Origin of the sequence: Shewanella sp. KJ2020 (genome assembly GCF_024197625.1) — a bacterium.
Lineage (GTDB): Bacteria > Pseudomonadota > Gammaproteobacteria > Enterobacterales > Shewanellaceae > Shewanella.
Genome location: NZ_JAKUKD010000010.1, coordinates 110,200 through 124,984 on the forward strand (window position 1 = coordinate 110,200; position 14,785 = coordinate 124,984).

A 14,785-nucleotide genomic window follows, 5' to 3' on the forward strand; every position below is an offset into this window, starting at 1 on the left:
TGTTTAAGCTAACCGCTTTACATTAAGGTAGCCAAATAAAAAAGCCCCGAAAAATATTCGGGGCTTTTTGTTACATAATCATAGCCTTATACCACAAGCAGCAATCACCTAATACTGCAATCAGGATCAGTTCCAAGCCGTATTAGGGCGCAGCCATAAATGCACTGTGACCTCATCTCGGTCATGGTAGAGGTGTTTACACTGCACCTTAAACTCAGTGATGCCGTTTTCCTTTAAAATGTTCTGCATGGTCTCAAGGATCGCCGTGACTTCTTTATAACGGCTCTTCATCGGTAATTTAAGGTTAAAAATCGCTTCCTTAAACCAACCATTAATCGCCCACGCTTCAATCAGTTCGGCTACGCGCGCAGGCTTTTCAACCATGTCGCACACTAACCAATAGATATTTTTGCGCTGGGGCTCGAAACGAAAGCCGTCTTCGCGGTAATGTTTTACTTGACCCGTCTCCATGAGTTTCTCATCCATGGGGCCATTATCGACCGCCGAGACAAACATACCACGGCGCACCAGTTGATAGGTCCAGCCACCAGGGCAAGCGCCTAGGTCCACGGCATTCATACCACTGCGAATACGCTCTTCTTGCTCTTCCTTAGGCACAAACTGACCGAAGGCTTCATCGAGTTTCAGACTAGAACGACTCGGCGCATCCGCCGCCATTTTAAGGCGTGGAATCCCCATAAAATGTGGTGAACTGTTATTGCTGTAGGAATAACCCACATAGGCACGGCCTGGTCCGACAAAACACACATGGATAATCGGACGCTTGGGATTTTCCTGGGCGAGCAAACTGCCAGACTTTTTCAAATGCTGACGTAAGGGCACAGTAAACTTACGGCAAAAAGCCGACAACTCCTTCGCTTCATTAGTATCTGGCGTTTCAACCCGCACTTCCCCCGCCTTACTGACCTCACTGAGCGCCGCAACGATTGGGCTGACTCTGTCGTTTTCAGGCAAATCGGCGAGCAACTCACTCGCTGCAAACATTTGACGGGCGAAAATCAATGAATCTAATGGAAGTTGCTTAGCTAAAATATCCGCCGCGCCTTCTTCAAAACACTGGAACACCACATAGGCGTCGTTATTATTGGCCTTAACGAAGCCACCGACATTGAGCTCACTGGCTCGCTGTTGAATTTCTGCTGCGCATTCTTTTTCAAAGCCGGCGCGGCAAAATAAAAATAGGTTTTTCATGGAGATCCTTAAGAAATCCAAGCCAAAGCTCTGGCTGACTATCGATTTGGGCGCCAGTATACCAATTTCAATCCACAAATGCCCTATTTGCTGCACCGCAAACACTAAGTGCGATTTGAGCAATAAAAAAGGCTTAGGAGCATCCTAAGCCTAGCAACTCACATTCTGACTTTAACTTAAGACTCGTTACCATCTACCACTTTGTGGCGCCATACCGCAGCGGCAAATAATAACCACCCCAGTAAGAAGCAACCGCCACCCATAGGCGTGATAGGGCCAAGCCACTTAGTTCCAAACAATGCCAGTCCATATAACGAACCAGAAAACAGCACTATGCCTACAATAAACAAATAGGCCGACCAATCCAATAAACGTGAGGTTAACCATTGGCCCGAGAAAGCAACCATGATTAAGGCGAAGGTATGGTAGAAATGGTATTGCACCCCAAGATTAAACACGTCAATCAACTCTGGTGGGGCAACTGCTTTTAAACCGTGGGCACCAAACGCGCCTAAAGCCACGGCTAAAAATCCGCTAAGTGCGGCGAGTAATAACAGACCTTTACGCATTTCAATCTCCAAATGGAATGGGCTTAACTCTTAATGATAAATTTAACTAATGATAAATTTAACTGATAAATCAATAGCAAGGGCTAGATTAGCCGCTTCAGTCGCGCCAGACGACTTTCTTGGGACAAAACTATGATCCCCGTCGGGTAACCAGCCGAACTGGATAGTATCCTTCAGTGGCCAAGTGGGTATTTGGGTTTTATTCCCAAATTTATCCCGCTCGCCCTGCAACACGAGCACCGGGACTTGGCATTCATTGAGTGGCGCCAATCTCGGTTCGCCGCCATTAAGGGGAATAAAGGGATAACCTAAACAAATCACCCTGTCGATCCGGCTTGCTAGGTGAGTATCGCAGGCAAGGCTAGCCGCCATACGACCGCCCATAGATTTGCCCATCAGTACCACGCGTTTTACCTGCGGCTCTGCATGCGCCACATCGAGCATTTCTGCAAAGCAAGCGAGCAGTTTGGGCGCCCTATCGGGAGGGCGCTTCTTGCCATCGGCCGCATTGGCCTGCATATAGGGGAAATTAAAACGCATCACTTTAAAACCCTTGGCCACCAATCCTGACGCCATCGAGCGCATAAATTCAGAATCCCGGTTGGCCCCTGCTCCATGGGCAAATAAAATCAATGTGTCACTGGGCTCACCTTCAATCAAATATGCGGGGTTATCCTGGCAGTAACTCACTACGGGACTCCTCGGCAAACATATCTAACATCCATTCACGAAATGCGACGACCTTTCCAAGCTCCGCATGATTTTGCTGACACACTAGATAGTAAGCGTCTTTACTGACTAACACTTCTTGGAATGGACACACAAGTCGCCCCGCTTTGATATCAGGGCGAGCGAGTACGCTATAACCCAGGGCCACGCCTTGGCCATGGGCCGCAGCCTGTAATACGAGGGAGGAATGACTAAAAATCGGCCCTTGGTTAACATTGATATCGTTAATGCCACATTGCCTAAACCATGCCTGCCAGTCGTGGCGGCTCATATCGTGCAGCAGGGTGTGATATTTTAAATCTTCCGGCTTTGATAATGGCTTAGGTCCATTGAGTAACATGGGCGAGCATACAGGGATAAGCACTTCGTTTCTGAGCTTATCGGCCCGTAGGCCAGGCCAATTACCTAAACCGTAGTAAATTGCCACATCCACATCATCGGTCAAAGAGCTGGCCTCGGTATCAACGGCTTTAATCCGCACGTCAATATCGGGATTTTTTTCACTGAATTTGGCCAAACGTGGCACCAGCCACTGGATAGCAAAACTCGGAGACATACTCACAGTCAACGAACCTATGGCACTGCGGGCTAAAAGTCTGTCGGTGGCGTCGGCCAATTGGGTGAAGATATCTTTAATATCGAGAAAATAACTCTGCCCCTCTTCGGTCAACAGCAAAGAGCGGTTTTTTCGGCGAAATAATTTTAATCCGAGAAAGTCTTCCAACGCCTTAATTTGATGGCTCACTGCAGCCTGAGTCACAAACAGTTCTTCAGCCGCGCGAGTAAAGCTCAAGTGCCGTGCGGCGGCTTCAAATGCTTTAACCGCATTAAGTGGTGGTAATCGTCTTGACATAGTGATCTCTATCTCAATTTTTAATTAGTTTTTCTAATCCGTATTGTTACATTTAATCGTTTGTAAAGGCCAGCTTTTTTGGTTAAATTTTGCGCCAATGAAACACCTAGGTTGGACAATCTCGACAACGATGATGGGAATGTCTGACAGCGTTATTTTGTCAGCCCGGAGGCGACTATGTTCAATTTAAAATCTGCATTTGCGTTAGTGTTAGTCTCAGCACTCAGTGTTAATGTCAGTGCCAATGTACTCGTTGACGAAATCGTTATAGATACCACTGACTTACAGGCAAGTATCAATGCCGATCTCACCGCAGCCATGGATAAAATGCAGCAGGAAGAGTTACAAACTCCCACCATGCTGATTGCGGAAGAAGGCAAAGTTCCAAGCCAGCAAGTGGTAAAAGTAGAGCAATAATGTTAACGCCTACCCTATCGCCAATAGAGGGGGATGTTTGACGAAAAAGCCGCAAATATTGCGGCTTTTTCGTTTTGGCATTCACCCAAGACGCTTATCAATCAAGCAATTAGCAGCCTTTATCTATGGACGGTACACTTTAACGTTAGTGTATCCCTGCTCAATTAAATACAGCGCCTGCAATTTACTCATCACCCCTCGTTCGCAATACAACAAGTAGGTTTTTTGCCTGTCGAGATCCGCAAACTGGGTTGCTAACTTGAAGAATGGAATACGTTTAATCTCAACCCCTTCAATTTGAAGCGGTTTGTTTTCTTCTTCCTCTGGAGCGCGGATATCAATCACAACCTCATTGGTATCTTCGATGGCGACCACGGTTTCCGTTTCTGTTATCCGAGTATCCATTTGCTCTGCAATCTCCCTAATATCGATAACGACAGCCTGCGCCACTATGTGATCGATCAAATCTTCTGAAAATTTCTTCTCTTCGGCTTCAACCTTCGCCAGTACCGCCTTTACGGTCGGCTTTTGGGAAATAACGCCGCAGTATTCTGGCATAGACTTCGCAAAATCTTCGGTACCAATTCTGCGACTCTCATTGATAATGTCCTGCTTATCCATGGCAATCAAGGGACGAAGGATCAGCAGTTCGGTACAACGGTCAATCACATTTAGGTTTGTGAGGGTTTGGCTTGATACTTGGCCTAAGCTTTCGCCCGTCACTAAGGCTTGAATGCCCATACGATCGGCGATACGCGCCGCGGTGCGCATCATCATCCGCTTAAGCACAACTCCCATTTGGCCATTGTCGATTTTCTCTAAAATCTCGGCAACCACGGGCTCAAAGGGCACAGAAATAAACTTCACCTTGTGAGATTCACCATAGGTTTTCCACAAGTGATACGCCACCTGTTTTACACCGATTTCGTGCTGCGCGCCGCCTAAATTAAAGAAGCAATAATGGGTGCGAGCGCCTTTCTTGATAAATTGGTAGCTAGAAACACCCGAGTCAAATCCGCCGGAAATCAACGACAACACATCTTCTTGGGTTGCCATCGGGAAGCCACCTAACCCCTCGATGCGTTTAGTCACCATGTACAATTTATCTCCCTCGATTTCGAGGTTGACTGTCACTTCTGGATTTTTTAAACGGACACCCAATGCATCGGTAAACTGATTTAAGCCACCACCGACATAACGCTCCACTTCGATGGAATTAAAGTCGTGTGTGCCAGTGCGCTTCACCCGCACACAAAAAGTTTTACCGGCAATTTGCTCACGGTAAACGGGCAGCACTTGCTGATAAATATCATCCACAGAGGTAAAACTGTACTCATCGACCTGAACAACGTGGGCAATACCAGGGATACATGCCAAGCGCTCACCAAAGGCCTGCGCTAACTCAGGTTTATCCTTAGGTACCATCACCATAATACGGTCCCATTGACGCTGCACTTTGGCATCTTCATCAACTTTTTTGAGCACATTACGGATGTTGGTTTCGAGCATTTTGGTGAAGCGCATCCGCACAGGCTTGCTCTTCATCATGATTTCTGGGTATAGCTTTACAATAAACTTCATGGGATTTCCGCGGGCAATTTTGAATACAGCAAAATTGGTTAAAAGAATAATCGGGGGATTATAACAAACTCACCGCGATTGACGCACCTGTTTCCATGCACCATGTCTTTCAGCTGTGCTTTGCACTAGATAATGATGCCTAAGGATGCGCGCCATCACGGGAGAGTAAGTGTTCAATCATTCAACACAAAGGGTTAGGATCTTACAGCCCAAAAAGTCCGAATAAAAAAGCCGCAGTAAATTTGCGGCTTTAGCTAAAAATAAACCCAATGGATTTAAGGCGTCTTATCGATTTGAATTTCTTCGGATTCCTTTGCCTTACCTTGCTCTATAGCAATTTCCACTCGGCGGTTACGGGCCCGATTTTCCGCTGAATTATTTGGTACTATGGGATTGTTAGATGCCATACCTACCACTTTCATCCGTTTAGAATCAAAGTCTTTCACCTCTAATAACACACTGGCAACGGCAACGGCACGCTTACTAGATAAATCCCAATTAGAGCTATAAAGCTCATCACTTATCTGCATATCATCGGTGTAACCAGACACGGTAATGATCCCCGGCACATCTTTTAATAACTCACCCACAGCATGAACTACAGGTTTAAATTTGGGCTGAAGGAAGCCAGAGCCCGAGGCAAATGAGCCTTTCTCGCGGATCCGGATAATAATCTGTTGACCTAAAGACTCAATTTCAATCGCACCATCGGTGATCTCTTTATTAAGCTCCTGGGCCATTTTTTTCACTTGCTGATTAATCTGATCCTGGGCCGCAGCGGCTTCGGCTTTGACAGCGTCGGCGGTATCCTGAGCCGTCGCACTCGCTTCGCCTCCCCTTTGAGAACCATTTTGTTGCTGTACGCCACCGGAGCTTTCGTCCTCACCCGCTTGGTAATCCAAAACAGGCTCGGTCATTTCATTGGTTTGTTGGTTGATAATTTCAATCGGAGTGGGATCGGGACGACCGGGCCTAAACTCCAGTGCAATCACCGACGTTCCCTTAGGAATATCTTTCACTTCGACCTTGTTTTGCACCCCGAAAGCATATTTCATCGAGCCTGCGATCTGCTTAAACTTCATCACATCCATTTCAGAAAACGATAGCAGCAGCACGAAAAAGCACATTAACAGCGACATTAAGTCGGCAAATGTTGCCAACCAGAGTGGAGCCCCTGGCGGTGGACAATTGCACTTAGCCATAGGCTACTCTCCGTCCGTTGTATCGACTTTCCGCTGTTTTTCAGCCAGGTAATTTTTCAAGAACCCTTCAATTACCCGTGGGTTTTGTCCATCTTGAATAGCCAATACCGCATCCATGATCAAGTTGCGGTTGAGCATTTCTTCGCCCATACGCAGGGTGAGTTTATCGGCGATAGGAAGACACACCATGTTGGCAACCACAGCACCATATAAAGTGGTTAACAGCGCCACCGCCATCGAAGGGCCAATGGATTTAGGATCTGACATATTCGATAGCATTGCCACTAGGCCGACGAGTGTACCTATCATCCCCATCGCTGGGCCAACGTCGCCAAAAGCTCTAAAAATAGCAATACCAATGCGATGACGTTCTTCCGTTAAGGCGATGTCTTTTTCGAGGGCGGCGCGCACCACTTCACCGTCATGGCCATCAACCAGCATATCGACGGCTTTTTGCATAAAACTATTGGTAATTTGCGCTTCTTCTAGTGCGAGAAAACCGCCTTTACGGGCGGCATCGGCCATAGTAACTGATTGCTCGATAAGATCATCTGGCTTATCAAGCTTAAACATAAAGGCTTTCGTCGCGATCTTAACCGCACCTAAAAACTGTTTAAGATTGAACTTCATCATCACAACGAAGAAAGAACCACCAAATACGATCAAAACCGAGGGCACATCAACGAAGATCATCAAACCGCCGCTGGTCACCATCGCCCAAAGGATAAAACCAAAGCTTCCGACCAGACCAATTAATGTAGCTAAATCCACAATGGCTCCTCAATATTGGCTATAAACAACATAATACTGACTCTATGAGTAAAATTACACTCGTGTTATTTGCGTCAACATAACACGCTAGTATTTACGTGAGCCTTATCAGTTATGCAAAAATCATCTAAAACGTGGTTATCCTATTGTCAGTTATCGGACAAGCACTAAGCAAGTTTAGCGACTATTTATATTTTCTGAAAAAAATTCAGCAACAAAGCGTGCTATTGAGCAAATATCCGCCGTCTGAATTTGACCCTTGCGCCGCCCTGATATACCTTGTGTCCGCTCTTTCAAAGGAATTATTAACGTGGCGAAGAAACCCGAAAACCTCAGTTTTGAAGAATCCCTAGCTGAACTCGAGCGCATTGTGGCCGAGTTAGAACAGGGGGACGTCTCACTCGATGATGCGTTAAAACAATTTGAACGTGGCATTAACCTCGTGCGTAATAGCCAAGCTAAGCTCGAACAAGCCCAACAAAAAGTGGCCATTTTACTGAAACCAGATGAAAATGCGCCCCTGTCTCCCTATGCCGTTGAGGGTGAATAAGCGTGTTAGTCAATGCCATACAAACATATCAACAACGGGTTGATAACCAATTAAAACAGCGTTTTAGTACACTCGAAGATACCGCCCCCCAATTAAAGGCGGCCATGACCCATGGCGCACTCCTAGGTGGTAAACGGATCCGTCCATTTCTTGTTTACAGTGTTGGGCAGATGTTCGGCGTCACGCTTGAAAAATTAGATGCCTGCGCCGCCGCCATTGAGTGCATCCATGCCTATTCCTTAATCCATGACGATTTACCCGCCATGGATGATGATGCGCTTCGCCGCGGTCAACCCACAGTGCATATTGCCTTCGATGAAGCCACCGCCATCCTTGCTGGCGATGCATTGCAAACCTTAGCCTTTGAAATTGTGACCGAAGCGGTTCCTGGTATCAGCAGTGAGCAGCATATCGCTATGGTTCGGGCATTGGCAAAAGCATCGGGGTATCGGGGTATGTGTGGCGGCCAAGCGATAGACTTAGCCTCAACCGATAAAAAAATTGATCTTAATGCTTTAACTCAACTACACAATATGAAAACGGGTGCGCTGATCAGCTGCGCCGTTGAGTTAGCCTTGATTGCCGCCAATGCACCAAAAGATGAATATCAGGCTATGATGGAATTTGCCCATGCAGTAGGGCTTGCCTTCCAAGTGCAAGACGATATTCTGGATATCATTGCCACCACGGAAGAACTCGGCAAGCCCCAGGGCTCGGACGCAGAATCGAATAAGAGTACTTTTCCGCAACTGCTTGGACTACAAGGTGCTAAAGACACCGCAGCGCAACTGATCCAAGAGGCACTATCAGCGCTGGCTAAATTGCCATACAATAGCCAGTTAATTGCAGACTTCGCCCGCTATATCATTGAGCGAAGAATATAATAAGAGACGAAGTATCTCGCTATGAGTTTGGACATTTCTCAGTTTCCCGTATTGGCCCAGGCCAATACTCCCAATGAACTCCGCCAACTTCCTCAGGCCCTATTACCACAGGTAGCCGATGAATTGCGAGAGTTCCTTCTTAAGTCCGTCGGCATGTCCAGCGGACATTTTGCCTCTGGCCTAGGTACGGTCGAATTAACCGTTGCCTTGCATTATGTCTACAACACCCCATTCGATCGTTTAATTTGGGATGTGGGCCATCAAGCCTATCCCCATAAAATTTTAACGGGGCGCCGGGATAAAATGCATACCATCAGGCAAAAGAATGGTTTGCATCCCTTCCCTTGGCGTGAAGAAAGTGAATACGACACCTTTAGCGTGGGGCATTCAGGCACATCCATCAGTGCCGCGCTGGCGATGGCCGTTGCCGCAGAGAAAGAACAAGCTGGACGTAAAGTAGTGGCCGTTATCGGCGATGGCGCCATGACAGGCGGTATGGTGTTTGAAGCCATGAACCACGCTGGCGACTTGCACAATGATATGCTGATGGTGCTGAACGACAACGAAATGTCAATTTCTGAAAATGTCGGCGCCCTAAACAATCACTTAGCCCAACTGATGTCAGGCCGTTTGTACACCACACTGCGCGAAGGCGGCAAGAAAGTGCTCAAGGGCATGCCTGTCATCAAAGAAATGGCCAAACGTACCGAAGAACACCTCAAAGGGATGGTGGTACCTGGCACACTGTTTGAAGAGCTAGGCTTTAATTATATCGGTCCGATTGATGGCCACGATGTGGAAGCTTTGGTCGAAACCCTACGCAATATGCGTAATCTCAAGGGGCCACAGGTCCTGCATATAATGACCAAAAAAGGTCGTGGCTATGAGCCCGCCGAGAAAGATCCTATCGGTTGGCACGCCGTGCCTAAGTTTGACCCTTCACAGTTTAAAAAGCCCGCGACAAAACCTGGGCTACCGACCTTCTCCCAGGTATTTGGCAAATGGCTATGCGATATCGCCGAGCAGGATGACAAAGTGCTCGGTATTACCCCAGCCATGCGTGAAGGTTCAGGCATGGTGGAGTTTTCCCAGCGCTTCCCGAAACAGTATTTCGATGCCGCCATTGCCGAACAACATGCTGTGACGCTCGGCGCAGGCTTTGCCTGTGAAGGCTATAAACCTGTGGTGGCGATTTACTCGACCTTCCTGCAACGAGCTTATGATCAACTGATCCACGATGTTGCCCTGCAACGATTACCCGTTTTATTTGCAATAGATCGCGGTGGTATTGTCGGCGCCGATGGTCCAACTCACCAAGGTGCGTTCGATTTAAGCTTTATGCGTTGCATCCCCAATATGGTGATTATGGCGCCGTCGGATGAAAATGAATGTCGTCAGATGCTGTATACCGGTTATTGCTACGATGCCGGTCCTAGTGCGGTTCGCTATCCAAGGGGTAGCGCGACAGGAGCCACGCAGGTCGAGGCGATGACGGCACTGCCTATTGGTAAAGGGGTCATCAAGCGTAACGGTACACGCATTGCCATACTGAACTTTGGTACGACATTAGCTGCGGCATTATCGGCGGCCGAGGATTTAGATGCCACTGTGGTCGATATGCGTTTTGTGAAGCCGCTGGATGTGGATTTAGTTAAAGAGATGGCGCAGACCCACGATGTACTCGTCACAGTGGAAGAAAACGCCATTATGGGCGGCGCTGGCTCTGGCGTATTAGAGCTTTTACAAAAACTTAAAATGCCTAAAGCTGTGCTGCAAATTGGTCTACCCGATGAGTTTATTAAACACGGTTCACCGGAAGAAGTGACCCATGATTTACAGCTCGATGCCGAAGGCATTCTAGCGCAAATCAATGCTTATCTAGCTGAATAATCAATAGATTATCTAGTCAAACAATCTTGAATCCCATCCCTAAATGGTGTTGGGATTAGAACATAAAAAAGGACTGCATTTGCAGTCCTTTTTCATAACATCTACTTTAGCAAAGCCTCAGTATTGCCTATGCCTCGATATCAATAGTCGCGCTTTCTTGGTTTGGGCTGCCCTGGGACACCATCACCATAGCAGGGCGTAGCAAACGACTATTGAGCTCATAACCCTTTTGCATCACTAACATTACAGTATTTGCCGGAAATTCGGCACTTGGCTGCATGCCAATCGCTTGATGTTGATCAGGGTTAAACGCCTGACCTTGGGGATCGATAGGCTTAACCCCGAACTTAGCCACGGCAGTTAAGAAACCTTTCTGGGTTAACTCAACGCCCTCATAGATGGCTTTTGTCGCTTCATCCTGAGGATTTGTGCCCTGTAGAGCACGTTCCATGTTGTCCAGCACAGGTAAAAGTTCATTGGCGAACTTTTCCAATGCGAATTTGTTTGCCTTCTCCACATCCATAGCGGCACGGCGACGAATGTTATCCACCTCGGCTGCGGCGCGTATCACTGAATCCTTCTGCTCTTCAACTTTCGCCAAAGCGTCAGCGAGTAACTGTTCCAGCTCTTCAATACGGAAATTGGCTTGGGTAAGCTCGTCGATAAGACTCGCTTCTTCGGTAGAGACTTCAGACTCTACACCCTCTTGGATCAGATCCTGTTCTGCTTTAATCGACTCGTTGCTCATTTTCACTCCAGCTAAAAATGCTTTGTTTCTAAATACTCTGGGCATATTATGGGGATCAATTTTGACGTTTCAAGGCCTAAGGCCAGATCTAGCATAAATATGACCACAAAGTTCCATACCATTGGCCTTATCGGCAAACCGCATCATCAAGGGACTAACCAAACCTTAAAACGTCTGCACCATTGGCTGACGATGCAAGGCTATGAAGTGTTAGCCGAAGAGCGAGTTGCCACCGAACTAGGCGCCAATATTGAAGCAGTGGATTTGCTGGAGATTGGCCGGCGCTGTGATTTAGCCATAGTGGTCGGTGGCGACGGCAATATGTTAGGCGCCGCCCGGGTATTAGCCCGCTTCGATGTGGGTGTGATCGGCGTGAACCGCGGCAACTTAGGCTTTTTAACGGACTTACCACCCGATGCCTTCGAAGAAGCACTCGCTAAAGTGCTTGATGGCGAATTTGATACCGAGCACAGATTCTTACTCGAAGCCGAGGTTTATCGCCACGGCATGCTCAAGGCGAGCAACACCGCGGTCAATGAAGCCGTACTTCATCCGGGTAAAATTGCCCATATGATTGAATTTGAAGTCTATATTGACGACCAATTTATGTACAGCCAGCGTGCCGATGGCATGATAGTGTCAACACCAACGGGATCGACGGCCTATGCCCTCTCCGCTGGCGGCGCTATTTTAACGCCAAATTTACAGGCACTCATCTTAGTACCTATGTTTCCACACACTTTATCCTGCCGCCCGATTGTGGTCGACGCCTGTAGCACGATTAAGATGGTGGTATCGCCGGAAAATGGGGAAAACCTCGAAGTGAGTTGTGACGGTCATGTGCATTTGGCCGTGTTACCGGGTGATGAAATTATTGTACGTCGTAGCTCGGAACAACTACGGCTTATCCACCCTAAGGGGCATAATTATTTCCACGTTTTGCGCACCAAATTAGGCTGGGGTAGCAAACTGTTCTGATAACCGCTGATAGCTACTCTAATACCAGTCCCATCGACCCAGACTTTTAAAAATGGCTAATGCTTTTTTGTGCTGTTTTTTTATGTAAACGACTTAATTAACGGAAAGTAAATTACACAATTAACTTAATTTCACTAAGTGACCTTGGTCACACCATATTTAACACCCATCAAAAACGTGATCCATATCACCATCAAAAAATCGCAAAAATAAAAATTTTTACCTTATATATCATATTAATAGCTAACCAGTTAATATTCTGATGTATTTTGAGCGTTAACTTATGCGACCTTAATCACACCTTAAAAATGTGTTAAAAATCCAGTAAGAACCCATTAATGAAATAAATGGATCAGTTAATTGCAATTACGAGGGCTAAACCCGTTTAAAAGTTCACTTTTAATAACTTTAATAGCGATTTATTGAAACATATATAAGTGAAGTTGATATGCCATAGCCATATCGAGTGATCTTGATCACAGATAGAAAATTCCTATGAGAGAAGCACCCCGCAGCGCTGTAAATTAGCATTTCATATAGCAGTCAAAATGATCTAGATCATATTAGTCGAGCACCAAATAGCGTCTAGTACACACCACAGAATGTCGTGACCATCAATATTTTCAGTAAAAACTGCTGATACAAGGTCTGGAAAGTCGACATTAAGGTAGATGCATAATCCTAATATTTTAATAAAAAAGACAGACCACTTTATGAAGAGGCAAGCATGACAATACTTCAACTCCTCGCCAGCTTGACGCCAGTGCTCAGCGTAATGCTATTTCTAGTGTTACTCAGAATGCCAGCATCAAAGGCTATGCCCATTTCCATGATAGCTACAGCGCTCGCCGCCGTATTTATATGGCAAATGGATACGACGCTACTGGCCGCATCGGTCCTCGAGGGACTACTCTCAGCCATCACACCATTAACCATCATTTTTGGTGCCGTATTCCTACTCAATACCCTGAAATACTCAGGTGCTATGGACACTATTCGCGCCGGTTTTACTAATATCAGCGCCGATGCCCGGGTGCAAGTGATCATCATTTGTTGGTTGTTTGGCGCCTTTATCGAAGGCAGTGCTGGTTTTGGTACCCCCGCCGCGATTGGTGCACCACTGCTGGTATTGCTAGGGGTTCCACCCGTTGCCGCAGCCGTTGTAGCTTTGATTGCTGACTCAGCTTGTGTGTCCTTTGGTGCTATCGGTTTACCCGTGCTCTTTGGTATGGAACAGGGCTTAATTCAGGGCGGCGTAAGCATGGCGGCGGAGCAATTTGCTGCACACGGCGGTGACTATGCTGGTTATGCTCGATATATCGTCATGCATATGATCACTATCGATTTAATCACAGGTTCATTAATCCCGCTGGTCATGGTGACTATGTTGACGGGGTTCTTTGGACGCAATAAATCCTTCAAGGAAGGATTAGCGATTTGGAAATTTGCGATTTTTGCAGGTCTTGCCTTTACCGTTCCCGCATGGATCATCAACTACCTTGCAGGCCCAGAATTCCCCTCAGTGATCGGTGCGTTAATCGGTATGGCGCTGGTGATCCCCGTTGCCCGCAAAGGTTATATGCTCCCTAAAACCCCTTGGAATGATTTTGCCGAGAATGACAATCAAGAGGGTGTGAAGGTTGAGGCTACGGCCAAATTCTCACAAATTGCCGCTTGGACACCCTATATCATTATGGCTGCCCTGCTAGTGTTATCACGCACAGTGGCACCATTAACTGCCTGGTTATCTAGCTTCAATATCAGCTGGACAGGTTTAATGGGCACCGAACTTAAGGCCAGCTTTGCCACTTTATATGCACCGGGTGCGTTCTTCGTCGCCGTGTGTATCATAGGTTTCTTCCTGTTCAAAATGAAAAGCCCTGCGATTAAGCAGTCAATAAGCATTTCATGTAAATCAATGTTACCGACGATTATTTCACTGGGCGCCTCAGTACCTATGGTGAAAATCTTCCTAAACTCAGGTGCTAACGGTTCAGGCCTCGCCTCTATGCCCGTGGCATTAGCAGACATGTTAGGCCAATCAATGGGCGCGGTATGGGCATGGATGGCGCCTATCGTTGGTATCTTTGGTGCCTTCCTATCGGGTTCAGCGACCTTCTCTAACATGATGTTCTCTAGTCTACAATACAGCGTGGCCGACAATATCGGCATGAACCACACATTGGTTTTGGCACTACAAGGGATTGGCGCAAACGCCGGTAACATGATGTGCGTAATGAACGTGGTAGCCGCAGCAACTGTGGTAGGTATGGCGGGTAGAGAATCAGAAATTATCCGTAAGACTATGCCAGTTGCCATCGCTTATGCCCTACTGGCAGGTACTATCGCAACCCTATGGGGTGGCTTTTAATCCATTGATTTAATTGAACAGTCGAGGTCA

At 46.9% G+C, this 14,785-nt stretch carries 14 protein-coding genes; 6 read left to right on the forward strand and 8 right to left on the reverse strand.

Features of this window, described 5'->3' with window-relative positions:
* Window positions 1–126 precede the first annotated feature (126 nt).
* From rlmM to MJO46_RS06005, 4 genes are all read right to left on the reverse strand, one after another.
* Window positions 127–1,212: a 23S rRNA (cytidine(2498)-2'-O)-methyltransferase RlmM gene (rlmM, locus tag MJO46_RS05990; RefSeq protein ID WP_253988532.1), complete on the reverse strand. Its 1,086-nt coding sequence runs from the start codon at window positions 1,210–1,212 to the stop codon at window positions 127–129.
* A gap of 176 nt (window positions 1,213–1,388) precedes the next feature.
* A complete protein-coding gene (locus MJO46_RS05995) occupies window positions 1,389–1,781 on the reverse strand; it encodes a DUF423 domain-containing protein (protein WP_253988533.1) in 393 nt (130 codons plus the stop codon).
* Between the two features lie 42 nt (window positions 1,782–1,823).
* The gene (locus MJO46_RS06000) at window positions 1,824–2,471 is read right to left on the reverse strand and encodes an alpha/beta fold hydrolase (protein WP_253988534.1); all 648 of its coding nucleotides are present in this window, start codon (window positions 2,469–2,471) and stop codon (window positions 1,824–1,826) included.
* Window positions 2,452–3,363, reverse strand: coding sequence for a transcriptional regulator GcvA (locus MJO46_RS06005; protein ID WP_198782799.1), 912 nt, complete (start codon window positions 3,361–3,363; stop codon window positions 2,452–2,454). Before MJO46_RS06005 ends, MJO46_RS06000 begins: the two co-directional genes overlap by 20 nt.
* 177 nt (window positions 3,364–3,540) lie before the next feature.
* On the opposite strand from MJO46_RS06005, the gene MJO46_RS06010 reads away from it, so the two are divergent.
* Window positions 3,541–3,780, forward strand: coding sequence for a hypothetical protein (locus MJO46_RS06010; protein ID WP_253988535.1), 240 nt, complete (start codon window positions 3,541–3,543; stop codon window positions 3,778–3,780).
* A 123-nt stretch (window positions 3,781–3,903) separates the two neighbouring features.
* On the opposite strand, the gene thiI is transcribed toward MJO46_RS06010, so the two are convergent.
* The 3 genes from thiI to pomA form a co-directional block, all read right to left on the reverse strand.
* Entirely contained in the window at window positions 3,904–5,361 is a 1,458-nt protein-coding gene (gene thiI, locus MJO46_RS06015) for a tRNA uracil 4-sulfurtransferase ThiI (protein WP_253988536.1), read from the reverse strand.
* Between the two features lie 275 nt (window positions 5,362–5,636).
* Window positions 5,637–6,563 (reverse strand): flagellar motor protein MotB, encoded by a 927-nt coding sequence (locus tag MJO46_RS06020; RefSeq protein WP_253988537.1) that lies wholly within the window; start codon window positions 6,561–6,563, stop codon window positions 5,637–5,639.
* 3 nt (window positions 6,564–6,566) lie between these two features.
* Window positions 6,567–7,334 (reverse strand): flagellar motor protein PomA, encoded by a 768-nt coding sequence (gene pomA / locus MJO46_RS06025; protein WP_253988538.1) that lies wholly within the window; start codon window positions 7,332–7,334, stop codon window positions 6,567–6,569.
* A gap of 310 nt (window positions 7,335–7,644) precedes the next feature.
* On the opposite strand from pomA, the gene xseB reads away from it, so the two are divergent.
* The 3 genes from xseB to dxs are packed head-to-tail and all read left to right on the forward strand — an operon-like array spanning window position 7,645 to window position 10,658.
* Entirely contained in the window at window positions 7,645–7,884 is a 240-nt protein-coding gene (xseB, locus tag MJO46_RS06030) for an exodeoxyribonuclease VII small subunit (RefSeq protein WP_007646581.1), read from the forward strand.
* Between the two features lie 2 nt (window positions 7,885–7,886).
* Window positions 7,887–8,768 carry a (2E,6E)-farnesyl diphosphate synthase gene (gene ispA, locus MJO46_RS06035; protein ID WP_253988539.1) on the forward strand — a complete coding sequence of 294 codons (882 nt, stop codon included), beginning with the start codon at window positions 7,887–7,889 and terminating at the stop codon, window positions 8,766–8,768.
* Window positions 8,769–8,789: 21 nt separating this feature from the next.
* Window positions 8,790–10,658: a 1-deoxy-D-xylulose-5-phosphate synthase gene (gene dxs, locus MJO46_RS06040; protein ID WP_253988540.1), complete on the forward strand. Its 1,869-nt coding sequence runs from the start codon at window positions 8,790–8,792 to the stop codon at window positions 10,656–10,658.
* 127 nt (window positions 10,659–10,785) lie between these two features.
* Here dxs and grpE read toward each other — a convergent pair whose 3' ends face one another.
* Complete coding sequence (gene grpE / locus MJO46_RS06045) at window positions 10,786–11,406, reverse strand: nucleotide exchange factor GrpE (RefSeq protein ID WP_198782792.1); 621 nt, start codon at window positions 11,404–11,406, stop codon at window positions 10,786–10,788.
* Window positions 11,407–11,505: 99 nt separating this feature from the next.
* On the opposite strand from grpE, the gene nadK reads away from it, so the two are divergent.
* Both nadK and MJO46_RS06055 read left to right on the forward strand, forming a co-directional pair.
* Window positions 11,506–12,384 (forward strand): NAD(+) kinase, encoded by an 879-nt coding sequence (gene nadK, locus MJO46_RS06050; protein WP_198782791.1) that lies wholly within the window; start codon window positions 11,506–11,508, stop codon window positions 12,382–12,384.
* A gap of 727 nt (window positions 12,385–13,111) precedes the next feature.
* A complete protein-coding gene (locus MJO46_RS06055) occupies window positions 13,112–14,755 on the forward strand; it encodes an L-lactate permease (RefSeq protein ID WP_253988541.1) in 1,644 nt (547 codons plus the stop codon).
* Window positions 14,756–14,785 lie beyond the last annotated feature (30 nt).

Excerpts from the sequence above, each read along its gene's own strand:
- rlmM (WP_253988532.1), bottom strand. The coding sequence starts at position 1,212 with ATGAAAAACCTATTTTTATTTTGCCGCGCCGGCTTTGAAAAAGAATGC.
- MJO46_RS05995 (WP_253988533.1), bottom strand. The coding sequence starts at position 1,781 with ATGCGTAAAGGTCTGTTATTACTCGCCGCACTTAGCGGATTTTTAGCC.
- MJO46_RS06005 (WP_198782799.1), bottom strand. The coding sequence starts at position 3,363 with ATGTCAAGACGATTACCACCACTTAATGCGGTTAAAGCATTTGAAGCC.
- MJO46_RS06010 (WP_253988535.1), top strand. The coding sequence starts at position 3,541 with ATGTTCAATTTAAAATCTGCATTTGCGTTAGTGTTAGTCTCAGCACTC.
- thiI (WP_253988536.1), bottom strand. The coding sequence starts at position 5,361 with ATGAAGTTTATTGTAAAGCTATACCCAGAAATCATGATGAAGAGCAAG.
- MJO46_RS06020 (WP_253988537.1), bottom strand. The coding sequence starts at position 6,563 with ATGGCTAAGTGCAATTGTCCACCGCCAGGGGCTCCACTCTGGTTGGCA.
- dxs (WP_253988540.1), top strand. The coding sequence starts at position 8,790 with ATGAGTTTGGACATTTCTCAGTTTCCCGTATTGGCCCAGGCCAATACT.
- grpE (WP_198782792.1), bottom strand. The coding sequence starts at position 11,406 with ATGAGCAACGAGTCGATTAAAGCAGAACAGGATCTGATCCAAGAGGGT.
- nadK (WP_198782791.1), top strand. The coding sequence starts at position 11,506 with ATGACCACAAAGTTCCATACCATTGGCCTTATCGGCAAACCGCATCAT.
- MJO46_RS06055 (WP_253988541.1), top strand. The coding sequence starts at position 13,112 with ATGACAATACTTCAACTCCTCGCCAGCTTGACGCCAGTGCTCAGCGTA.